The organism is Micromonospora sonneratiae, from assembly GCF_042679305.1.
GTDB lineage: Bacteria > Actinomycetota > Actinomycetes > Mycobacteriales > Micromonosporaceae > Micromonospora_H > Micromonospora_H sonneratiae.
Window position 1 is genome coordinate 185182 of record NZ_JBHTMP010000003.1, and the last position, 22047, is coordinate 207228.

General features: G+C 69.7%; 20 protein-coding genes and 1 pseudogene. 10 read left to right on the plus strand and 11 right to left on the minus strand.

What is annotated here, in order from left to right; genetic code table 11:
- Positions 1-283 precede the first annotated feature (283 nt).
- The 8 genes from ACFQ4H_RS03885 (at position 284) to ACFQ4H_RS03920 (ending at position 9942) form a co-directional block, all read left to right on the plus strand.
- The gene (locus ACFQ4H_RS03885) at positions 284-1447 is read left to right on the plus strand and encodes an ROK family protein (RefSeq protein WP_377566995.1); all 1164 of its coding nucleotides are present in this window, start codon (positions 284-286) and stop codon (positions 1445-1447) included.
- 52 nt (positions 1448-1499) lie between these two features.
- Entirely contained in the window at positions 1500-2549 is a 1050-nt protein-coding gene (locus ACFQ4H_RS03890; RefSeq protein WP_377566997.1) for an extracellular solute-binding protein, read from the plus strand.
- A gap of 105 nt (positions 2550-2654) precedes the next feature.
- On the plus strand, positions 2655-3734 hold the full coding sequence (locus tag ACFQ4H_RS03895) for an ABC transporter ATP-binding protein (protein ID WP_377566999.1): 1080 nt from the start codon (positions 2655-2657) through the stop codon (positions 3732-3734).
- Entirely contained in the window at positions 3731-5533 is a 1803-nt protein-coding gene (locus ACFQ4H_RS03900; RefSeq protein ID WP_377567001.1) for an ABC transporter permease, read from the plus strand. The genes ACFQ4H_RS03895 and ACFQ4H_RS03900 overlap by 4 nt, the downstream gene beginning before the upstream one ends.
- Positions 5521-6423 (plus strand): creatininase family protein, encoded by a 903-nt coding sequence (locus ACFQ4H_RS03905; RefSeq protein WP_377567003.1) that lies wholly within the window; start codon positions 5521-5523, stop codon positions 6421-6423. The genes ACFQ4H_RS03900 and ACFQ4H_RS03905 overlap by 13 nt, the downstream gene beginning before the upstream one ends.
- Complete coding sequence (locus tag ACFQ4H_RS03910) at positions 6420-7373, plus strand: amidohydrolase family protein (protein WP_377567005.1); 954 nt, start codon at positions 6420-6422, stop codon at positions 7371-7373. The genes ACFQ4H_RS03905 and ACFQ4H_RS03910 overlap by 4 nt, the downstream gene beginning before the upstream one ends.
- Before the next feature lie 89 nt (positions 7374-7462).
- On the plus strand, positions 7463-8938 hold the full coding sequence (locus tag ACFQ4H_RS03915; RefSeq protein ID WP_377567007.1) for an argininosuccinate lyase: 1476 nt from the start codon (positions 7463-7465) through the stop codon (positions 8936-8938).
- Positions 8935-9942 (plus strand): ROK family protein, encoded by a 1008-nt coding sequence (locus tag ACFQ4H_RS03920; protein ID WP_377567009.1) that lies wholly within the window; start codon positions 8935-8937, stop codon positions 9940-9942. The genes ACFQ4H_RS03915 and ACFQ4H_RS03920 overlap by 4 nt, the downstream gene beginning before the upstream one ends.
- A 201-nt stretch (positions 9943-10143) precedes the next feature.
- Here ACFQ4H_RS03920 and ACFQ4H_RS03925 read toward each other — a convergent pair.
- Both ACFQ4H_RS03925 and ACFQ4H_RS03930 read right to left on the minus strand, forming a co-directional pair.
- Positions 10144-10365, minus strand: a pseudogene (locus ACFQ4H_RS03925) (helix-turn-helix domain-containing protein); the annotation flags it as partial.
- Between the two features lie 146 nt (positions 10366-10511).
- Entirely contained in the window at positions 10512-11111 is a 600-nt protein-coding gene (locus tag ACFQ4H_RS03930) for an N-acetyltransferase (protein WP_377567011.1), read from the minus strand.
- A gap of 384 nt (positions 11112-11495) precedes the next feature.
- On the opposite strand from ACFQ4H_RS03930, the gene ACFQ4H_RS03935 reads away from it, so the two are divergent.
- Positions 11496-12932, plus strand: a complete 1437-nt coding sequence (locus ACFQ4H_RS03935; protein ID WP_377567013.1) for a helix-turn-helix transcriptional regulator — start codon at positions 11496-11498, stop codon at positions 12930-12932.
- 75 nt (positions 12933-13007) lie between these two features.
- Here the strand turns inward: ACFQ4H_RS03935 and ACFQ4H_RS03940 are convergent, their stop codons facing one another.
- The gene (locus ACFQ4H_RS03940; protein ID WP_377567015.1) at positions 13008-13673 is read right to left on the minus strand and encodes a lipoprotein; all 666 of its coding nucleotides are present in this window, start codon (positions 13671-13673) and stop codon (positions 13008-13010) included.
- A 200-nt stretch (positions 13674-13873) separates the two neighbouring features.
- Positions 13874-15262, minus strand: coding sequence for a DHA2 family efflux MFS transporter permease subunit (locus ACFQ4H_RS03945; RefSeq protein ID WP_377567017.1), 1389 nt, complete (start codon positions 15260-15262; stop codon positions 13874-13876).
- A 55-nt stretch (positions 15263-15317) separates the two neighbouring features.
- On the opposite strand from ACFQ4H_RS03945, the gene ACFQ4H_RS03950 reads away from it, so the two are divergent.
- The gene (locus ACFQ4H_RS03950; RefSeq protein ID WP_377567019.1) at positions 15318-15881 is read left to right on the plus strand and encodes a TetR/AcrR family transcriptional regulator; all 564 of its coding nucleotides are present in this window, start codon (positions 15318-15320) and stop codon (positions 15879-15881) included.
- A gap of 82 nt (positions 15882-15963) precedes the next feature.
- Here ACFQ4H_RS03950 and ACFQ4H_RS03955 read toward each other — a convergent pair whose 3' ends face one another.
- The 7 genes from ACFQ4H_RS03955 to ACFQ4H_RS03985 all read right to left on the minus strand — a co-directional run.
- Positions 15964-16734, minus strand: coding sequence for a GNAT family N-acetyltransferase (locus ACFQ4H_RS03955; RefSeq protein WP_377567021.1), 771 nt, complete (start codon positions 16732-16734; stop codon positions 15964-15966).
- 46 nt (positions 16735-16780) lie between these two features.
- On the minus strand, positions 16781-17695 hold the full coding sequence (locus ACFQ4H_RS03960) for a helix-turn-helix domain-containing protein (RefSeq protein WP_377567023.1): 915 nt from the start codon (positions 17693-17695) through the stop codon (positions 16781-16783).
- A gap of 165 nt (positions 17696-17860) precedes the next feature.
- Complete coding sequence (fabF, locus tag ACFQ4H_RS03965; protein WP_377567025.1) at positions 17861-19081, minus strand: beta-ketoacyl-ACP synthase II; 1221 nt, start codon at positions 19079-19081, stop codon at positions 17861-17863.
- 2 nt (positions 19082-19083) lie between these two features.
- Entirely contained in the window at positions 19084-19323 is a 240-nt protein-coding gene (locus tag ACFQ4H_RS03970; RefSeq protein ID WP_377567027.1) for an acyl carrier protein, read from the minus strand.
- 98 nt (positions 19324-19421) lie between these two features.
- Entirely contained in the window at positions 19422-20366 is a 945-nt protein-coding gene (locus tag ACFQ4H_RS03975; RefSeq protein ID WP_377567049.1) for a beta-ketoacyl-ACP synthase III, read from the minus strand.
- Positions 20363-21532 (minus strand): acyltransferase domain-containing protein, encoded by a 1170-nt coding sequence (locus ACFQ4H_RS03980; RefSeq protein WP_377567029.1) that lies wholly within the window; start codon positions 21530-21532, stop codon positions 20363-20365. Before ACFQ4H_RS03980 ends, ACFQ4H_RS03975 begins: the two co-directional genes overlap by 4 nt.
- Before the next feature lie 105 nt (positions 21533-21637).
- The coding region (locus tag ACFQ4H_RS03985; RefSeq protein ID WP_377567031.1) for a PucR family transcriptional regulator at positions 21638-22047 on the minus strand (410 nt) is incomplete at its 5' end.

The window sequence follows — 22047 nt, forward strand, 5'->3', positions numbered from 1 at the left end:
TACGGCGGGTACGGCTCGTCCGTACCGACCGGAAGGCCTTCGCTGGGTGACGCTAAAGATCCACAGCAACGGGAGTCAAGACCTGTCCCCGGAAATTTTTCTTTCGGGGAAAGAAGTAACTCCTGGGGCTCTTCTTGGTGTTTGTCCGAATACTTGCCGGGTCGACCTTTGCCCCTCCTTCCCCCTTGTTGCACCTTCCTGTCCTGGTAGGTGCCGTGCTTGCCGGGCTCCGAGACGGGATCGTTACTTGACGCTAATAGTTCGTTCGCCGTAAGAAGAAAGTGTGAGCGATGTGGCTACTCCGCCCAGCAGCCCGGTGAGCCGGGAGCGGTCGATGCAGATCAAGCGACAGTCTGTGATCTCCTCGGCCCGCCAGGTCCGTCTGCTCTCCCGTGCCGAGTTGACCAAGTTGACCGGGCTGAGCCCGGCCACCCTCACCCCGTTGGTCCGCGAACTGATCAACGAGGGCTACCTCATCGAACGTGGTCCCGGCACCTCCCGGTCCGGCCGACCCCGCGCCATGCTGGAGTTCAACCCCCGCGCCGAGTTGGTCGCCGCGGTGTCCCTGGAGCCCGGCCGGATCTCCTGCGAGATCGCCGACAGCGACGGATCGGTGATCGCGCACCGTACCGCCCGGCTGGGCGGCGACATCGTCGAGACGGTCTGCCAGTTCATTCCCGAGCTGGTCGGCGAGTCCATGGCGGCGCTGCGCGGGGTGGCCATCGCCGCGCCGGGCATCTCGTCCGGCGGCGCGGTACGGTTGGCACCGTCGGTCGGCCTGGTCGAGGGGCGACCGATCGGGGAGTCGGTCCAGCAGCGGCTCGGCATTCCGGTCGTCGTGGACAATGATGTCAACCTGATGGCCGCCGGGGAGCATGCGGCCGGTGCCGGCTCGGACGTGGCGGACCTGCTGCTGCTGCACGTCGCCGACGGGATCGGCGCCGGGCTTGTCCTCGACGGCCAGGTCCGCCGGGGTGCGGCCGGGGCGGCCGGCGAGGTCGGCTTCCTGCCGCTGGACCCGACCGCCCGGGGACACGACGGGGTGGGGCCGTTCGAGGCCCGCTGGTCGGAGAACGCCGTCGCCGAGCGGGTGGTGGCACTGCGGCCCGGTCGTCGTCCCGAGTCCCCGGTACGGGCGCTGATCGAGTTGAGCCGTACCGAACCGGACGCGGCGGCCTATCTCGACGAGCTGCTGGCGGCCTGGGCCCGGCTGATCGTCTCCTGCGTGTGCGTGATCGATCCCGGGCGCGTACTGCTCAGCGGTGCCGCGGCCGAACTGGACGACGACGCGGTCGCGCGGGTGCAGGCACTCGTCACCGAGAGCGTGCCGGCCGCGACCGAGGTACGCCGGGCCGTCCTCGGCGACCGCGCGGTACTGCACGGTGCGGTGAGCTACGCCCTGTCCGCTGCCGCCGGCGGCCTACCAGCCCTGGTGGCGGTGCCATGAAGCTTTCTGTCCCGCGATTTTGCGAAATTCCCTTTCCCCCCGGAGGTACCCCATGAAGCGTCGTCTGGCCCTGGCCGGAGCGCTCGCGGCCGTGCTCGCCGCCACCACCGCCTGTGGCGGTGGCAGCGACAACGGCAGCGACACCAGTTCCAACACCGAGAAGCTCGTCATCTACACCGCCCGTGACAAGAAGGTCGCCGACTACGTCGTCGAGCAGTTCACCGGCAAGTTCCCGGAGTACAAGGGCAAGGTCGAGGTGCTCAACCTCGGTGCCCAGGAGATCCTGGAGCGGGTCCGGGCGGAGAAGGCCAACCCGCAGGCGGACGTCTGGTGGGGCGGCACGCAGCAGGCGCTGAGCTCTGGTGCCTCCGAGGACCTGCTGACCTCCTGGCAGCCGAGCTTCGCCGGCAAGATGGACGCCAAGTACAAGGACGCCCAGGGCCGCTGGTACGGGGAGATCCTGCTGCCCGAGGTCATCATGTACAACAACAAGGCGCTCACCGCCGACGAGGCGCCGAAGGACTGGGACGACCTGCTCGACCCGAAGTGGAAAGACAAGATCATCATCCGGGACGTGGCCGCCTCGGGCACCATGCGGTCGATCTACGCCTCGATGATCCAGCGCCTGTCGGCCGACGGCAGCAACCCGCAGCCCGGCTACGACTGGCTCAAGAAGCTCGACGCCAACACCGGCACCTACGCCGCCAACCCGACCGACCTCTACCTGAAGATGTCGCGTCAGCAGGGGCTGCTCAGCGCCTGGAACCTCCAGGACATCCTGCTGCAGGCCAACCAGTCGAAGATGCCGTTCGACTACGTGATGCCGACCTCGGGCGCGCCGGTGCTCGTCGACGGACTCGCCGCCGTCAAGGGCGGGAACAGCACGGGTGCCCAGAAGTTCATCGAGTTCCTCTTCGACGACAAACTGCGCGCCGACCTGGCCAAGGACTACTTCCAGATCCCGGCCGTGGACATCGCCGAGAAGCCGGAGTGGCTGACCAAGCTCAACCTCAAGCCGATGGACGTCGACTGGGACGTCATCGCCAAGCACGAGACCGAGTGGATCAACCACTGGAACGCCCAGATCAAGAACAAGGGCTGACCGGCAAGAGTAGGGACTGCCGGTCCGGAACAACGGGCTGACCGGTCACGGCACCGGACCGGGCCCACGGGGCCCGGTCCGGCTCCGGATGGAGGAAGGAACCTCATGATCGATGTCACGCTGGAGTCGGTGAGCAAGCGCTTCGCGCGCGCCGGCGACACCGCGGCGGTCGACGATGTCGACATCAACATCGCCGCTGGCGAATTCTTTACCCTGCTCGGCCCGAGCGGCTGCGGCAAGACCACCACGCTGCGCATGGTGGCCGGGTTCTATTTCCCCACCTCGGGCCGGATCCGGTTCGGCACCGAGGACGTCACCCGCAAGCCGCCGAACAAGCGTGACACCGGCATGGTGTTCCAGAACTACGCCCTGTTCCCGCACATGTCGGTGGCACAGAACGTGGCGTACGGACTGAAGATCCGTAAGGTCGGCCGGGCGGAGTCGCGTCGCCGGGTCGAGGAGGCCCTCGCCCAGGTGCACCTGGGCGGCTACGGCACCCGCCGGATCGACGAACTCTCCGGCGGCCAGCAGCAGCGGGTCGCCCTGGCCCGGGCGCTGGTGATCCGGCCCCGCACCCTGCTGCTGGACGAGCCGCTGTCCAACCTCGACGCCAAGCTCCGCGAGGAGACCCGGGCGGAGATCCGCCGGATCCAGCGGGAGGCCGGCATCACCTCGATCTACGTCACCCACGACCAGGCCGAGGCGATGGCGATGTCCGACCGGATCGCCGTGATGGAGTCCGGTCGGGTCCAGCAGATCGGCTCGCCACAGGAGATCTACCACCAGCCGGCGAACACGTTCGTCGCCCGGTTCATCGGCCGTAGCAACGTGCTCTCCCTCCCGGTGGTCTCGGCCACCGCGACCACGGTCGACGTACGGCTGCCCGGCGGCGGTCGGATCACCGTGGCCGCCCCGCCGGAGCACGGCCTGACCGAGTCGGCGACCGCCCTGGTCTCGGTACGCCCCGAACACATCGGGCTCTGCGCGTCGACCGAGGAGGGGGCACTGACCGGCCGGGTCACCGAACTGGAGTTCACCGGCATGGCCACCAACCTGATCGTGGAAATCGAGGGCGAGCCCGAGGGCGTGATGGTGGCCGCGGTCGAGGTGCCCGCCGGGCTCTCCGTGGGCGACCAGATCGGGCTGCGACTCAACGCCGACCGGATGTGGGTGGTCCGCCCGTGACCGCCGCACCGACGACCTCCACCGCCCCGGGAACCGGCCGGGTCGGCCGCCCCGAGCCGGGGCGGTCCGGGCGGAACGAAAGCCGGCCCCGGTTCGCGGACCGGCTACGCGGCGGCGCGAACTCGACCTGGTTCCCGTACCTGCTGGTGTTGCCGCTGGCCCTGATCCTCTGGGGCTACGTGGTCCAGCCGATGCTGGCCACCTTCTTCGAGAGCGTCGACACCAACGGGGCGGACAACTACCTCGCCTTCCTCTCCAGCGATGGCGTTGCCCGGTCCTCGCTGATCACCTCGCTGCTCATCTCGGCCGCCAGCGTCCTGCTCTGCGGCGTGGTCGGCGTCGCGATGGCGTTCCTGCTGAAGCGGTTCTCGTTCCCCGGCCGCAAGCTGATCGAGGCGATCATCCTGGTACCGGCGGCACTCCCACCGCTGATCGGGGCGATCTCGTTCCAGCTGCTCTACAGCGAGACCGGCATCCTGCCGCGCGGCCTCCAGCAACTGTTCGGCACCGAGAGCCCGGTGCTGCCGTTCAGCGGCATCGCCGGCGTGCTGATCGTGCACACCTTCACCATGTACCCGTTCTTCTACCTGTCCGCCTCGGCCGCCCTGGCCGGGATGGACCCGTCGGTGGAGGAGGCGGCCTACAACCTCGGCGCCGGCCGGGTACGGGTCTGGCGCACGGTGCTGCTGCCGATGCTCACCCCGGCGCTGGTCTCCGCCTCGCTGCTGGTCTTCATGACCTCGCTGGCGTCGTACACCGCTCCGCTGCTGTTCGGGGTGGACCAGACGATGACCATGCAGATCTACATCAACCGCACCAACGGCGACCTGCCGATGGCCTCCACCTACGCCTCGGTGCTCGGTGTGGTGTCGGTGCTCTTTCTGCTCGGCATGCGCTGGTACGAGGGGCGGCGCAGCTACCGCTCCCAGTCCAAGGGCGTCGCCGCCCACCGCCGGGAGATCACCAACCCGGTCGGCCGCTGGCTGGCGCTGGTCGGCTCGGTGCTGGCCACGTTGGTGCTGCTGGCCCCGGTGGCGACGATCGCGCTGGTCGCCTTCTCCGCCGACGGGTCCTGGACCACCGAGGTGGTGCCGAGCGCGTACACCACCGAGAACTTCAAGACGATCTTCTCGGACCCGAAGGCGTTCGAGCCGATCCTCAACTCGTTGCAGATGAGCCTGCTGGCCACCGCCGGCTGCATCGTGGTCGGCGTACTCATCGCGTACGCCGTCCGCCGGCTCACGTTCTTCGGGCGCGGCCTGCTCGACGTGGCCGTCATGCTGGCCTGGGCCCTGCCGGGCACGGTGGTCGCGATCAACCTGATCTCGGCGTTCAGCACCGGCAACGCGTTCAGCTTCGGGTACGTGCTGATCGGCACCTTCTGGATCATGCCGCTGGCCTACTTCGTACGGTTCCTGCCGTTGGTCTTCCGGTCCAGCAGCGCGGCACTGGCCCAGGTCGACCCGTCGCTGGAGGAGGCCGCCCGGAACCTCGGCGCGTCCTGGTGGCGGGCGTTCCGGTCGGTCACCCTGCGGCTGATGCTGCCGGGGGTGATCGCCGGTGCGCTACTGGCCTTCGTACACGGCGTCGGTGAGTTCGTCGCCTCGGTGCTGATCTACACCTCGTCCACCGCACCGATCTCCGTCGAGATCAACAACCGGATGTACTCGTTCGAGATCGGCACGGCGGCGGCGTACGGCATGCTCCAGGTGGTGCTCATCTTCGTGGTGATGCTGGTCTCCGGCCGGCTGGAGAGCGGCGGCCGGTCGTCCCGGGAGGCGGCACAGTGGACGAACTGACCCGATCCAGGGGCGGCACGGGCCGGCCCGACACGGTGAGCCGGCACTGGCCGGACAGGGGCGGCCTCGCTCCGGCCACCCGGATCCCCGGCGGTGAACTGCCCGAGGTCGCGGCGGCAGCCGACTTCGCCGTACTGCCGGTCGGCGCGGTCGAGTGGCACGGTCCGCACCTGCCCCTGGGCACCGACCTGATCCTGGCCGAGGGCTTCGCGGGGGAGAGCGCCGTGACCGGACCCGGTCCGCGCGGGGTGCTCTTCCCGGCGGTGCCGTACGCCGCCTGCCCCGGGCAGACCCGCCCCTGGCCGGGAACGGTGTCGATCCGACCCGAGGTGGCGGTCGGCTACCTCAGCGACGTGATCGAGGGGATCGTCGCAGCCGGTTTCCCGCGACTGCTCGTGGTCAACGGGCACGACGCCAACATGTCCACCGTCCGCGCGGCGATGGAGTGGGTGTCCGGCCGGCGGCAGGCCAGCCTGCTGCTGGTCAACTGGTTCCAGCTGGTCACCCCGGCCGAGACCACCGAGATCTACGGCGATCCGTCGGCGAGGGGGCACGGCGGCGCGTACGAGACCTCGGGGATGCTCGGCTTCGACCCCGGTGCGGTACGCCTCGACGCGGTGACCGACCTGCCGCCGAAGCCGAAGCTGCCGGTCGGACACCCGTACGTGCTGGTCGAGTCCCGGCCGAACCCCTGGGAGGGCTGGTCCGGCTACCTCTCGTTGGCCAGCGAGTCGGCCGGGCGGCGGGTACGGGAACTGGCCGGCCCGAGGCTGCGTGAGATCGTCGCCGCCTGGGTCGCCGCGCCGCTGCCCGACCCGCCCGGTGACACGCCGTTCGTCGCCCCGGCCGGCGACGCACCGTTGTCGGCATCGGCCGGGTCGTCGTCATGACCACCAACCACGGCCTGGACATCGTCGACTTCCATCTGCACTTCCAGATCGGGTCGGACGAGACCATCCGGGCCGCTGAACACGTCGCCGGCATGCACCCGGGCGGGGAGCGGGAACGGGCGGTACGGGCGGCGGCCGTCGCCCCGTACGCACAGCGCTGGCGGCGGGACTGGGGATTCCCGGACCCGGAGCCGCCCGCCCCGCGCTGGCAGGACGAGGCCGACCGGTGGATCGGCGAACTGGACGCCAACGGCATTCGGCAGGCGGTGTTCGTCACCGCCGGCGGCAACGACGCGATGGCGGACCTGGTCGCCCGGCATCCCGACCGGTTCCTCGGCTTCGCCCACCACGACCCGTTCGCCCCGGACGCGGCGGCCGAACTGGACCGGGCGGTCACCGAACTCGGGCTGCGCGGCTGGAAACTCTTCGCCCCGCTGCTGCGCGGACCGCTGGACGATCCCGCGCTCGACCCGGTCTGGGCCACCGCCCAGCGGCTCGGCATCCCGGTCCTGGTCCACGTCGGACACTACGGCAGCGCCGGGGGACTCTCGTCCAGCCCGTACGACAGCCCCGACCACCTGGCCCGGGTCGCCCGGCGGTTCCCGGAACTGTCGTTCGTGGTGCCCCACTTCGGCGTCCAGCACGTGCAGGAACTGCTCTTCGCCGCCTGGGGCTGCCCCAACATCCACATCGACACGTCCGGCTCCAACCAGTGGGTGCGCTGGATGCCGTACCGGCTGACGCTGGCGGACCTGTTCCAGCGCTGCTACGAGACGATCGGGCCGCAGCGCATCATCTTCGGCAGCGACTCGTCCTGGTTTCCGCGCGGCTACGTCCGCCCCTATCTGGACGAACAGCTACGCATCTGCCGGGAACTGCGGATACCGGACGCCGACCTACACGCGATCTTCTCCGGAAACGCCGAACGGCTGCTGAGGCTCACCGGCTGAGCCCAACCGGCGCAGCCGGCTGAGTCGCGTCAGCCGAGGCCGGGTGGCCACCACACCGCTCGGCGCAACGAGGGAAACGAGGATTAGCCATGAACACACCGTCGCTGACCACGTACCAACGGCACCACCTGCGCCCGACGTACGACCACCACGTGTCGTACCTCTTCGGACCGATGGTGCGGGCCAGCCAGGCCCACGTGGTGATGCTGACCGAACAGGGGCTGATCCCGGCCGAGCGAGGGGCCCGGCTGCTCGGCGGGCTCCGCGAGCTGGCCGCCGACACCGGCACCCCGCCGGAGTACGACGGCAGCTTCGAGGACGTCTACTACCTGGTGGAGAAGCGGCTGGCCGAGGCGTGTGGCATCCCCACCTCGCAGCTCGACGTACAGCTCGCCCGTAGCCGTAACGACCTGGACGCGGGTGTGTTCCGGATGGTGCTGCGCGAGCAGCTGCTCCGGGTCGTCGACCGGGTGCTGGCCACCGGCGCGACCGCGCTGGAGCGCGCCGACCGGTACGCCGACGTGGTCATCACCGGCTACACCCACCGCCGGCCCGCCCAGCCCACCACCATCGGGCACGCCCTGGCCGGGTACGCCGAGGCGCTGGCCGGCGAGGCCGTCGCCTACGCCGACCTGCTCGACCAGCTGAACCAGTCGCCACTGGGCTCGTGTGCCTTCGCCGGAACCGACCTGGACATCAACCCGGCCCGGGTGGCGGAACTGTTGGGCTTCGCCGGTCTGGTGACCAACTCGTACGAGGCGGTCGCCGGTGCCGACCACCTGGTCCGGGTCGCCACCCTCAACGCCCAGGCGCTGGCCACCGGAGCCCGCCTGGCCCGGACCCTGATGGACTGGCTGACCTGGCGCTGGGTGGTCACCCCGGGCGACTTCACCCAGGGCAGCAGCATCATGCCGCAGAAGCGCAACCCGGTGGTGCTGGAACACCTGGTCTCGATGGCCGGTGCCGAGGCGGCCGACGCCGCATCGGTGCTCAACAACGTCGGCGCGGCCTGGTGGGAGGACTCCAACAACGCCACCACCGACGTACAGGTCCGACTCTGGGACAGCGACGACCGAGCGGAACGCTTCTTTGCCCTGCTCGGTGGCTTCCTCGCCGAGCTGGAGCCGCTGGAGCCGCCGACGAACGCGGAGATCGTCCAATCCGGGGCCACCACGACCGCCGCCGCCGACGCGCTGACCCGCCACGGCGTACCGTTCCGGGCCGCGCACTCGGTGGTCGGCCGGCTGGTGCGCGGAGGCGCACCGGACCAGTGGACCCCGGCCGACGTGCGGGCCGCCGCCGAGGCGGTCGGGATCACCGAGTCGCTCGACGACGCGGCGATCACGGACCTCATCGCCGCTGCGGTACGCCCGGAGCTGGTGCTCGACCGGGCCCAGGTCGACGGCCCGGGGGCGGCGGCGGTCCGCGCCCAGGTGGCCGTCGTACGCGGCACCTTCGACACGGTGTCCGAGCGGGTCGCCGCCCTGCGCCAGCGGATGGCCAGCGCCGACCAGGCGCTGGACCAGTTGGTCGCCGAGCGGGCCGTCGATCGGGCCGGCCAGTGAGCCTGCGTTCCACCGTCGGAAACCGGCTCGACCAGCAGCGTCCGCCGGGCCAGGCGGGCCGGTCGGACGGCCCGTCGAGCCAGCGCCCGGCTGCCGACGGTACGGATCAGCGGCTGCTCGGCATCGACTTCGGCGGCACCAAGATGGCGGTCGGGGTCGCCGACATCGACGGCCGGATGCTGCACTCCGAGCGGGTGCCGACGTACGCCGAGCGCGGTGCGGAACAGGCGCTGGAGCGGGCCCTCGACCTGGCCGCCACCCTGGTCGAACGCGCTGGTGGGCGGCTGGCAGCGGCCGGAATCGCCTCCCCGGGCGTGATCCGGGACGACGGGATCGACCTCGCACCCAACGTGCCCGGCTGGGAGCATCTGCGGCTGGCCGACGCGGTTCGGGGTCGGCTCGGCGTGTCCCTGGTGTCGGTGGCCAACGACCTCAACGCGGCGGCGCTGGCCGAGTTGCGCCTCGGCGCGTTGCGGGACGCCGATCCCGGGCTCGTGATCGGGCTCGGGACGGGGGTCGCGGCGGCGGTCACGGTACGGGGCGAGGTCGTGGCCGGTTTTCGGGGGGCGGCCGGGGAGATCGCGTACGCGGTGGTCGGTTCCGGCTGGCCGGAGCCGTCGGAGCCGGTCGGGCCGGAGACGATGCTGGAGACGGCGTTCGCCGGCCGGGCGCTGGATCAGCTGGCCGAACGGCTGGGCATCGCCGGCGGAGCGGCGGGGCTGTGTGCCGCCGCCGAGCAGCCCGGCGCGGCCCGGGAAGCCCTACTGGCCCGGTTGGACGAGTTGGCGCGGCACCTGGCCACCTGTCACCTGCTGCTCGATCCGCAGCGGGTGGTCCTGGTGGGCGGGGTGGCCGGCAGCGACCTGATCCGCACCCTGCTGACCGAGCGGCTCCGGCAGGTGCTGCCGCACCCACCGGAGCTGGTGCTGTCCGCGTTCGCCGACGACGCGGCTCTGCTCGGCGCGATCACCCTCGCTCGCGAGTCGGTGCCCGCCGGGCGGTAGTAGCCGCCTGACGGTTGCCCGCCGGCCAGCGTCGTCCGGCGGCCAGCCCTCGTTCGGCGGTAGCACGCCGACTCGGCCCGCCACTTGCCCGATGGTGAACAGTTCGGTGTGGTCGGTCACGTCTTGTTGCGCTGTCGTACTTGGCTTGCTGGTTCGACGGTTCGACTGAGCGATGGCGGCGGCTGCTTTCAGGTGGTCGAGAGAGGTTTCCAGTACGGCAGCGAGCCATCCCAGCCAGAAGCTGCCTGGGATGCGTTGTTGACGTTCCCATCGGGAGATTTCGGTTCGGGTGACCGTGGGCAGGTTGGCCGCGATACAGAGTTGTTCGGCCAGGTCGGGTTGGCTCCAGCCGTGGGCTCGCCGTAGCTGGGTGAGGGTGGGGCCGAGGGGGATGGGGTGGGCGTAGCGGTTCGGGGACGGCATCGATCTTCTTCAGATGGACGTTATTGGACAGTGGGTGGTGGGCACCCGTACCAGCACTGTTGTTTGCGGGAAGGTGCTGGCACGGGTGCCCGGGGCCTGCCGTTCGAGCAGCGGCAGGCCGAGGTGGGTGGTTCAGGATTCGGGTTTCAGGTGATTTCCGGGTCGCCACATGGTGTGGATCGTGTGCTGGCCGGGCAGTGGAGCGTGTCCTGGGCCTGGTAGCCATGACGGATAAACAGGTCCCGTTGGGCGGTGGTGATCGCTTGGGTGTACGCCGGGGTGCCGTACCCGTCGAGGTTGGCGTGGCGCTGGTGCAGGAGGAATTCGGCGACATCGGGCCGTTCGGGGGCAGTGGCGAGGAACGCCAGGTGCTGGCACGGTTCGCCGGGCGGCGGCACATCGAGCAAGGCGGCGAGGACAGTGAACCGGTGGGTGTGGTCGCGGCAGGCGCCGAGGATCCGCTGTTCGTACGCGGTGGGGGGTGGGATGTGTCCGTACCGGTTGAACCACACCGCAGCGCCCAGTAGCTGGCCGTCACCGTCGTCGAACTTGACAGTGATCTCACCGTAGAACAGGGCGTGCTCGACCCAGATGCGGACGACGTCGGCCACGGTCGCCGACCGACGCTGCGGGTCGGGGACCAGCCAGGCTGCCACCGGGAGCTGCTCGACGGCAGCGGTGACCAGGTCGGTGATGGGGTCGATCTCCCGGTACCGCGCCCGGCGTACTGGTCTCTGGCCGTTCACGACTGGCTTTCCGTGCTGGTCAGCCGGTCGATAGTGGCGGGCCGCACCCGCGCCTGACCGTAGGAATCCTGGATCAAACTCGACTGTCGCCACCGCGATGCTGGTGGCGTTCCCTCCCAACGAGCCGGCTGGGTAACGCCACTCCAGGGGAGCGAGCGCGAGCCGGGTGCCGGGCATGACCGCCGGTGCCAACCCCACATCAGACCGACCTCCGGTTGGGCATCCGACGCGGGTTAGTGAGTGAAGCAAGGGTCATAGGTTTACCCTCGTCAACGTCGAGAAGCGTAGGAACAGCACGAACTGGTCAGCAGTCCAGCAATGGGCAAGCATCAGTGCGACATGCAGTCCAAACGTCGGGTATCTGCCTACCGACAAGGAGCCAACGTGAGCAGGACACCGCCGAATCGAATCCGAGAGCTACGCCTGCTCGCTGGACTGTCGCAACGTGACCTCGCAGAGCGCGTGAACGAGCTGGCCCAGCAGCGGGGGCTACGTACGACTGCGGCGAGCGCCGATACCGTCAGCCGATGGGAACGGGGTGCCGTAACCCCCCAGCCGACCTACCGTCGGATGCTCGCCGAAGCGCTCGCCGTATCCGTGGAAGATCTACAACTCGATGCCCAGCCGGCGCGGCGGGCGGCCGCTGATCCATCCGGGGAGCACATGAACGTCACGCTCGACCCGCGAGTCGAGCACAGCCAGGACGAATGGCGGTACACCCGTCGGGCGCTCAACGCTCACCGCTACCAACTCGCCCAGGTCGCCGCATGCCTGTACCCCGAGGCGTACCGGCTCGGGTCGACCGGTCTGATTACCCACCCGGACTGGCTACCCGACACACCAATTGACTTGTCCGCGATCGACCTGGAACACCAGCCACATGCCCCACACCCCGCATCGGAGTTGGATGGTCAAGAATCCGAAGCGTCCCACACCCGACCCATGCAGACCCTGACCCGCCGATACGCCCGGTACACCCATGCCATCCGTGACCTGGCGAAGCCCCGGCTTTTCGAGAACCGTCTCTGCTGGCGGCTCACCGAGCTGTCCTGGGCAGGCGACAAGGGCTTCATGGCGTTCGGGGACACCACCTACTTCGCGGCGTGCGACATGTTCGAGACAACCGCACACGAGCTGGCGTACGTCACCCTCGGTGAGGACGGCACCTTACGCGACCGATCGCCGAACCTGCGGGATCTGCCGTTCCGGCGGCTGATCGGTGATCCGTTCAACCTGGGCCGTCGGCCACTGATGCCCGCGATCTCCACTTTGACGATCCGTAACAGCCCGGACGGAGCCGAATTTCTTCTCCATCGTCGCGACCCGCGATCGGTCGTAGCCGCAGGTGGCATGCTCCAGGTCATCCCGTCCGGGATATTCCAACCGTCGTCGGTGCTCCCAGCAGCACAGGAATCCGACTTCGATCTGTGGCGTAACTTCATGCGTGAGTTCAGCGAGGAACTGTTTGGCGACCCTGAACACGATGGAGCCGGCCAGCCACTCCGGTACGACCAAGAACCGTTCACGACGCTCGACCAGGGCCGCCAGGACGGTAGGATCAGGATCTACTGCCTCGGTGTCGCCCTCGACGCGCTGACGCTGGTCGGCGAGGTGCTGACCGTGGCTGTAGTCGAGTCCGCACTGTTCGACCAGCTGAGCCGGGACTTCGTCGACGACAACGATGAGGGCCATGTTGTCGCCGAACGGGTGCCGTTCACCGCAGACGCGATCAGCGAGCTATTGACAGGTGAGCGGCTCGCGCCGGCAGGCGCCGGATGCGTCGAGTTGGCATGGCGTCATAGGGAGCGGCTGCTGAGTTGATACCAGCAACCAAGTTCGGTTGGCCGCCGACCAGTTGGTGGCTGAGCGGGCCGGCGGCCAGCGTCGTCCGGCGGGTCACTGGGTGAGGCTGATGCTCTGCTTCGCCAACACGTACGCCGGGAGCATCTCCTCGAACTCCTCGGTGTCCATGCCGCCGAGGCTGATCAGGAGCGTGCCGGATCGGCCGGTGGCCACGCAGATCGCGCGCCCGCGTCGCTCCTCGCCGGTCAGTTTGCTCTTCTGGAGGTAGGTCGCCTCGAACGAGTCGAGCCCGCCGGCTTTTGTTCGCCGGTACTGCACATCGGTGACCTCACTGCTGCCGGCGACGAACTTCTCCAACGCCGCCTGGGCTCCGACCCCGCCCTGGTCGACCGTCCAGACCCGAATGAAGCCGATGTTCCCGGCGGGCTTCGCGTCGATCTCGCAGCGAGCCGTGGCACCGCCCTGCTGCGCCAGACTGGCGAACTCTTCGGACACCTCGACCGGCTTGACCTTCCACTTGGCCGGTACGGAGAAGGTGATCGCCAGCTTGCACGGGCTGTCGGCGGCACCGACCTTCGTGGCGGCGGCACCGGCCTGGACGTCGTCGTACCAGGGCGGGCCGGCCGCCACCGGTGTGGTGGTCGGGCTCGGTGCGGTCGATCCGCCCTGCGCGGACTTCTCCGGTTCGGTGCTGCAACCACCGAGCACCCCGACGGTGAGTACGGCCAGCAGGGCCGTACCAGGTCGTCTTTGTGTCACTGTCGACTCTCCGTTGTTGGCTGCTGGAATGACCGGGGTGGTCACCGAGGCATGAGTGGTTCGCACATTGTCCTGTGCAGAGCGAAACACGGTGACTAATGGCTTCGTGATCTGCGTCTCGCCAACTGTGGATCGCCTACCCGTCTGCGGTGAGACCGTGGGTGGGCGGCCCGGCATTTCGTAGCCGGCCAGGACACGGGTCACACCTTGGCGGTCGGGCCTGGTAGCAACTGGACGAGTCCGGCGAGGGCGACGGTGATGGCGATCAGATAGACCAGGCTGTGCTGGAACGCCTGCGCGACCCCGGCGGAAAGGCTGCCGTAGAACACGATGCCGACGATGCCGACCCCGATGGCCCCACCGACCTGTTGGGCCGTGGTGAGTGCCCCGGCGGCGGCTCCGGCGTGGTGCGGGGCAACCCTGGCCAGGACGGTGCCCATGATGGGGGCGAGGGCGAGCCCCATGCCGATCCCGTCGATGATCAGTGCGGGGACCAGCCAGCTGATGGGGCTGTCCTGAGCGACCATGACGAGCAGGGCGGCCAGACCGAGTGCCCTGGTCAGTCCGCCGAGAGCGATCACCTGGCGGCCGAAGCGCGCCACCAGCCTGGACGCGAGCAGCGAGGCGGCCAGGTAGCCGGCACCCATTGGGGCGAAGATCAGACCGGCCTGGAGGGCGTCGAGGCCCCGGCCCTGCTGGGTGTATAGGGCGAAGATGAGGAAATAGGCGGCCATGCCCATCGTGAAGGTGAGCTGGGTGAGCAGCCCTACGGTGAACGCCCGTTCGCGGAACAGGGAGAGGTCGATCAGGGGTGACTCGTGTCGCCGCCGGCCGTATGCCAGGAAGAGGGCGGTGGCGACGGCGAACGACAGCCAGGTCCACAGCGGCCAGCCCTGCTCGCGGCCCTCGATCAACGGCAACAGGGTCGCGACCAGCGCGAGGGTGACCAGGACGGTCCCGCCGAGGTCGAGTCGCGTGGTACCGCTGAGCCGGCTCTCGGGGACCGCCCGTCTGGTCATGATGAGAGCGGCGACGCCGATCGGCACGTTGATCAGGAAGCAGAGCCGCCAGCCGAGGCCGAACAAATCGGCCTGGATGAGTAGACCGCCGATGAGTTGGCCGAACACGGCGGCCAGGCCCATGGTCAGCGCGTACAGGTTGATGGCCCTGGCCTGGGCGGACCCGCTGTAGGTGGTACGCAGGATGGCCAGCACCTGCGGGGCGAGTAGGGCGGCCGACGCGCCCTGGGTGACCCGGGCGGTGACCAGCGTGGTGGCGTCGGGGGCGAGGCCGCACGCGATCGAGGTGAGCGTGAACAGGGTCAGGCCGATGACGAACATGCGGCGGCGGCCGAACATGTCGCCGAGTCGCCCGCCGAGGATGAGGCCGGAGCCGTAGGCCAGGCCGTATCCGGCGACCACCCACTCCATGGCAGTGGCGCTGGCGTGCAGGTCGAGCTGGGTGGCGGGGATCGTAACGTTGACGATGAAGAAGTCGAGGATCGTGATGAACACCCCGGTCAGCACGGTCGGCATCGTGCTGGCGTGAGGCGCGGACACCTCGGTGGATAGAACGGTCGGTATACGCACGGCGTGATTAGATAGAACGGTTGATCTACTGTCAAGTCCGTGCCAGAATCGGATCGTGACGACCAGACCCGGACCCCGCGAACGGCTGCTGGCCGCCGCGCGTGACCTCACCTATGCCCAGGGCGTACACGTCGGCGTGGACACGATCCTCAGGGAGGCCGATGTCGCACGTCGCTCGCTCTATCAGCATTTCGGCGGCAAGGACGGGCTCATCGTCGAGGTGCTGCGGACCGCCGCCACCGAGGCCCGCTACCGCCAGGTCATGGACGATGCCGGCGACAACCCGAGGCGACGCATTCTCGCCGTCTTCGACGAGCTGGAAAGGATCACCACGCAGCCGTCGTTTCGTGGCTGCCGCTACACCTCTGCCGAACTCGCCCTGACCGACCCGACCCACCCTGCCCACCCGGAAATCCGGGCCTACAAGGAGAGAGTTCACCAGCTTTTGGCCACCGAGCTGACCCGCCATGGTTACCCGGAGCCACGCCTCGGCGCCGACCAACTCCTTGTCCTCATCGACGGGGTGCTCGCCCACGCCGTTACCCGCCCCGACGCCCACCCCGCCCTGGCCGCACGTGCGACGGCCGAACTCCTTCTCGACCACACGCCGCAGCCCTGATCCACCCAAGCCCCGATACCGCCGCGACAAGCCGCCGGCCCAGCCCGAGCCAGCACGATCGACCCGTCCGGACCACGGCGGATCAGTGCGGTGGCAGAAGGATCGAGAGCACCCGGGTGAGCGGCCGGAAACCGGCGTTGTCGTACATTCGGCGAGCACGGTTTCCGTCGGCCACGGACAGGCCGAGCGATGGCAGCCCGGCCTGTCGGGTGCCGCGCAACGCGTGGATGAGCAGAGCGCGACCGAATCCCCGGCCCTGGGCGCGCGGGGCCACCGCCAGGTTGAGGATCCAGGCGCAGCCGTCGTCGGTCCACGGCACCGGACCGGCGCACAGGACATGGCCCGCGCTGCGCCCGTCCGGATCCAACAGGCGGGCCGACGCCCCCACCAGGGGAGGGACCGGATCCGAGTTGTCGAACATCGCCCGGATCTGCTCGGTGTCGCTGGCCTGCCACGCACCATCCGGATGGTGCGGGCCGTACGCCGCCGCCAGCCCTTCGGCCAGTTCGTCGTCCCAGCCCGGGGCACCCAACGACCACCCGTCGGACAGTGCCGGCGGCGTCGGTAGGTCAGCCAGGTCGTGACGCATGTCGGTTGCGGCCCGATGGAGTTCGAGGCCATCGGCTACCAGCGCGTTCGCCAGTCCGTCATCGGAGGTTTCCAGTCGGAGGCCGGCGAGGTCGTGCCGTATCTGGTTGGCCACCGGAGCCAGGGAAAACCCGGGCAGCGGCCGTACCTGGTGCGCGACGCGTCTCCCATCGTCCTCACGGATACGGAACCGGGCGAGCGCGGTGCCGTCATCGGCACACAGCAACGAGTCGGCGGGGAAACCGGAGTCCGGACGGATGGGCATCGTGGCACCCTAGTGCCCCGGGCCGGATCGACTCCACCGAAAAACCCTACGACTTCGACAGGGCGGCCCGGAGAGCGGCGATGAGCCACTCCGTGACCGGCACGCTCGGTGGGAACGGAGGCCGACGGTTCAACACCCCGACCAGTTGCCAGTACCGTTCGACCCGCCGATCGGTGAAGGTCGTCAGCTGGTCGGCCAACGTGGCCAGTTCGTTGTCGGGCAACCCCGGATCCAGGATCCGGCCGAGCACCGCCTGTCCCTCGGCCGACTCCGGTGCGACACCGCCGGCCAGGGCGTCACGGGCGTGCACCAGGCCGGGTGTCAGGTCGTACGCCGGCTGCCCCTCGCCGGTCGAGCCCGCCACCGCCATCTGCCGTACCCGTTGCCGGAAGCCTGGATCCGCGACCAGCCCGGCAAGTTCCACCCAGGCGTCCACCTCCTCGTCGGTGGGGTCGTCGGGAAGCTCGGCGGGGAGGCCGCGCATCGCCTGGGCCAGCCCCGCCCCGGGGGCATCCGGCTCGATCCCGGCGAAGACCTCGGCCACGAAGTCGTCGATGATCTGCTGGCGCTCGCGCGCGGAGAGGTGGGCAAGGTCGTGCATGAGTCTCAACTCCTCGGTCGTGCTGCCACGTCGGGCGACCGACCGCAGTACCGCCTGGCGTAGCCGGAGGGTGCGGATCTCCGCGTCCAGGGCCCGGGCATGGGCCAGGGCGATGTCACCCAGGCTGACCTGCCGATCCAGGATCTGCCGGATCGAGTCCAGGGCGAGCCCGAGCCCACGCAGTGTCCGAAGCAGGTCCAGCCGGGCGACCGAGCCGACGTCGTACCGTCGGTAGCCGCCGGTGGAGCGGTCGATCGGCGGTACCAGGCCGAGGTCGGACCAGAAGCGGACGGTACGCACCGGCACGCCGACCCGGCGGGCCAGTTGCCCGATGGTGAACAGTTCGGTGCGGTCGGTCACAGCACCAGCCTGCACCTTCCAGCGACTGGAGACTCAAGCCCGGGAGGGGCACCGGTATGGCATGCCACGGATCATCCGCGGAGTACCTCGTCCCGGATGGGGACGTAGGGAAGGGCCCCTGTCATACGAGTAGCGATGACAGGGGCCCTTCCCTACGGCAAAGGCTCAGGCCCGCGTGAAGATGAGAGTCACGTTGTGGCCGCCGAACCCGAACGCGTTGTTCATCGCGGCCGGGATGTCCATGTGCCGCGCCTTGTGGGCGGCCACGTCCAGCGCCAGCTCGTCGTCCGGGTCGTCCAGGTTGATCGTCGGTGGTACGACGCCGTCCCGGATGGCCAGGATGGTCGCGATCGACTCCAGCGCACCGGCCGCGCCGAGCAGGTGCCCGGACATCGACTTGGTGGCGGTCAGCACCGGGTGGTCCCCGAGCGTGGCCCGCAGCGCGCCGATCTCCTGCATGTCACCGACCGGCGTGGAGGTGGCGTGCGCGTTGACGTGCACGATGTCGGTGCGGGCCACCCCGGAGTCGGTGAGCGCCATCTTGATGGCCCGGCCCTGCCCCTCAGGGTGCGGCTGAACCATGTCGAAGGCGTCCGAGGTGATGCCGGCGCCGGCGAGTCGGGCGTAGACCCTGGCACCGCGAGCGGCGGCGTGGTCGGCCCGTTCGAGTACGACGACCCCGGACCCTTCACCGAGGACGAAACCGTCCCGGCCCTTGTCCCACGGCCGGGAAGCCCGCTGCGGATCGTCGTTCCGGGTCGACATGGCCCGCATCGCGGCGAACCCGGCGATCGGCAGCGGGTGGATGACCGCCTCGGTGCCACCGGCCAGCACCACGTCGGCCCGGCCGGCGCGGATCAGGTCCAGCCCGAGCGCGATCGCCTCCGCACCGGTCGCGCAGGCGCTGGCCACCGAGTGCACCCCGGCCTTGGCACCGAGTGTCAGCCCGACCCAGGCAGCCGGACCGTTCGGCATCAGCATCGGAACGGTGTGCGGGGAGACCCGCCGCGGTCCCGAAGCTTCGAGGATGTCGTCCTGGGCCAGCAGGGTCTGTGCCCCGCCGATGCCCGAGCCGATGCTGACCGCGAGCCGTTCGGGGTCCAAACCGGCGTCGGCCAAACCGGCGTCGGCCCACGCCTGCTCGGCGGCGATGATCGCGATCGCCTCGGACCGGTCGAGCCGGCGCAGCTTGACCCGGTCGAGCACCTCGGAGGGCTCGACCGCGAGCTGGGCGGCGATCCGCACCGGCAGTTGGCCGGCCCACTCCTGGGTGAGCGCACTCACCCCGGAGCGGCCGGCGAGCATGGCGTCCCAGGTCGACGCGACGTCCCCGCCGAGCGGGGTCGTCGCGCCGAGCCCGGTGACGACGACGTCAGGTCGCGTCATGATCAGGACTGCGCCTCGATGTAGGCGACGGCGTCACCGACGGTCTTGAGGTTCTGGACCTCGTTGTCGGGGATCTTCACGCCGAACTTCTCCTCAGCCGCCACGACGACCTCAACCATGGAGAGCGAGTCGACATCGAGGTCGTCGGTGAACGACTTCTCCTCGGCCACGTCGTCCGGGTTCACGCCGGCGACGTCCTCGAGGATCTCGGCGAGGCCGGCAGTGATCTCGTCACGGGTCATGTTGCTGGTTTCCTCTCAATGGGTGGGTTACGGTGCCGGGCGTCACCGCCCGCACACCGGTGGTGCGGTCCGGACTGACTGGTTGTCAGCGCTGATCGTCAGGGGCAGCGGACAACCTGGCCAGCGTAGGTGAGGCCCCCGCCGAAGCCGAAGAGCAGCACCGGGGCACCCGAGGGCACCTCGCGCCGTTCGACCAGCTTGGACAGGGCCAGTGGCACGCTGGCGGCGGAGGTGTTGCCCGACTCGACGATGTCCTTGGCGATGATCGCGTTGGGGATGCCGAGTCGCTTGGCGATCCCGTCGATGATCCGGGCGTTGGCCTGGTGCGGTACGAACGCGGCGAGTTCCTCCGGCGTCACTCCGGCCCGTTCGCAGGCCTGCAACGCCAGCGGTGCCAGCGTGGTGGTCGCCCAGCGGAAGACCGTCTGGCCCTCCTGCTGGATGTACGGGCGCCAGCCCTCGATGCGTACCGCGTCGCTCTTCTCCGGCACCGAGCCCCACAGCACCGGGCCGACGCCCGGAGCCTCGCCCTCGGCGGTGGCGGTGACCACGGCGGCCCCGGCACCGTCGGCGAAGATGATGCAGGTGGAGCGGTCGGTCCAGTCGGTGAAGTCGGAGAGCTTCTCGGCACCGACGACGATGGCGTTGCGGGCCGCGCCGGCACTCAGCGCGTGGTCGGCGGTGGCCAGCGCGTAGGAGAAGCCGGAGCAGGCGGTGTTGATGTCGTAGGCGGCCGGTGCGGTGATGCCGAGCTTCGCGGCGACCCGGCAGGCCACGTTGGGGCTACGGTCGACCGAGGTGCAGGTGGCGACGACGACGAGGTCGATGTCAGCGGCGGTGAGCCCCGAGTTGGCCAGGGCCTTGGCTGCGGCGGCGGTGGCCATGTCGCTCACCGTCTCACCGTCGGCGATCCGCCGGGTGACGATGCCGACCCGGTCCCGGATCCATTCGTCGCTGGTTTCTACCAGTTGGGCGATCTCGTCGTTGGTGACCACCCGTGTGGGCTGGTAGTGCCCCAGGGAGACGATCCGGCTTCCCATCAGATGTGTCCTCCGATGCGGGCGAGGGGTTGGCCCGGCGCGACCGGGGCGTTGGGGTGGGCGAGCCATTCGGTGAGTACCCCGCCATCGTGCGCGGCCACCTCGGCCGCGCCGTGCCGGCTCACCACCTGTCCCACGATCTGGCCGGCCCGGACCGGGTCACCCTCGTTGAGGCCCTCGGCCGGCTCGAAGCTGCCGGCGCTGCTGGCCACCACCACGCGGTACTGCGTCGTCGGCCGGTGGCTTGCGGGCTTGCCGTGCCGGGCGATCAGGTCGCGGGCGGCGGGCAGGTCGTCGGGGGTGTTGAGGGTGACCAACTCCGGTACCCCGGTGGCCTTGAGCTCGCGCTTGATCAGGTTGGTGAGGGTGCCGGCGGGGGCGAGTTCGATGATTGCGGTGACGCCGAGGTCGGCCAGCGTCCGGATGCACAGGTCCCACCGGACCGGCGCGGTCACCTGGCGGACCAGCCGCTGCAGCATCTCCCGGCCGTGGGTGACGGCAGTGCCGTCGAGGTTGGACAGCAGGATCCGCTTCGGATCGGCGGTGGTGATGCCGGCGGCGACGGTGGCGAGGGCCCGTTCGGCCGGGGCCATGTACGGGGTGTGGAAGGCACCGGCGACCTTCAGCATGGTCACCCGGGCCCGGGTGGGCGGGTTCGCGACCAGCTTCTCCAGCCGGTCTCCGGGGCCAGCGGCGACGACCTGCCCGGCTCCGTTGCGGTTGGCCGGGTGCAGGCCGTGTGCCTCGATCGCGGCCAGCACCTCGTCGGCGTCGCCGCCGAGGACAGCGGCCATACCGGTCGGCTCGAGGGCGCAGGCGGCGGCCATCTCCCGCCCGCGTACGCCAGCGAGGGTGATGGCGGTCTCGGCGGTGAGTACGCCGGCCAGGGCCGCTGCGCCCAGCTCGCCGACGCTGTGGCCGGCGGTGACGCCGACGTCGTGCATCGGCAGGTGTTCGGCCGCGAGGAGGGCGGCGGCGACCAGCAGCGGTTGGGTACGGGCGGTGTCCTTGATCTCCTCGGCGTCGGCCTGCGTGCCGAGGTGTACCAGGTCGACCCCGGCCAGTGCCGACCACCAGCGCAGCCGTGCCTCAGCGTCGGGTAGGTCGAGCCATGGAGTTAGGAAGCCGGGCTTCTGGGAGCCCTGACCGGGCGACAGTACGGCGAGCACGGATACGACTTTGCTTGATACCGGGCGGTTATGTGGTTGTTGGCAGGCACCAAACCGCACTACGGACTTTGTGTGATGCCTACAAAGATCGGCGATGATCGGAAGTTATATCGGAGCTTTCCTCATAACTTGCCCGTTTATGTCAGCTTGGGGAGTTACCTGGGCAGCTGGGTCAAGTCGACCGATCGCCAGCGCGACCCGTAGGGCAAACCCGTCCCGGGACGACAACGGCGAGAAACCGGTCACGTCGGCGACCCGCCGCAGCCGGTACCGCACCGTGTTGGGGTGCACGAAAAGGGCGCGGGCGGCGCTCTCCAGCACCCCGCCGGCCGTGAAGAACGCATCCAACGTCTCCAGCAGTTCGCCGCCGGCCCGCACCAGTGCCCCGTAGACGTCCTGCCGCAGGCTGCGCCGTGCCTCGGAGTCCCCGGCCAGCGCCCGTTCGGGCAGCAGATCGACCGCGGCCACCGGACGGGGCGCGGTCGGCCAGGCCGGTGCCGCCCGGAAGCCGGCCA

Excerpts from the sequence above, each read along its gene's own strand:
- ACFQ4H_RS03890 (WP_377566997.1), top strand. The coding sequence starts at position 1,500 with ATGAAGCGTCGTCTGGCCCTGGCCGGAGCGCTCGCGGCCGTGCTCGCC.
- ACFQ4H_RS03895 (WP_377566999.1), top strand. The coding sequence starts at position 2,655 with ATGATCGATGTCACGCTGGAGTCGGTGAGCAAGCGCTTCGCGCGCGCC.
- ACFQ4H_RS03910 (WP_377567005.1), top strand. The coding sequence starts at position 6,420 with ATGACCACCAACCACGGCCTGGACATCGTCGACTTCCATCTGCACTTC.
- ACFQ4H_RS03915 (WP_377567007.1), top strand. The coding sequence starts at position 7,463 with ATGAACACACCGTCGCTGACCACGTACCAACGGCACCACCTGCGCCCG.
- ACFQ4H_RS03955 (WP_377567021.1), bottom strand. The coding sequence starts at position 16,734 with ATGCCCATCCGTCCGGACTCCGGTTTCCCCGCCGACTCGTTGCTGTGT.
- fabF (WP_377567025.1), bottom strand. The coding sequence starts at position 19,081 with ATGACGCGACCTGACGTCGTCGTCACCGGGCTCGGCGCGACGACCCCG.
- ACFQ4H_RS03970 (WP_377567027.1), bottom strand. The coding sequence starts at position 19,323 with ATGACCCGTGACGAGATCACTGCCGGCCTCGCCGAGATCCTCGAGGAC.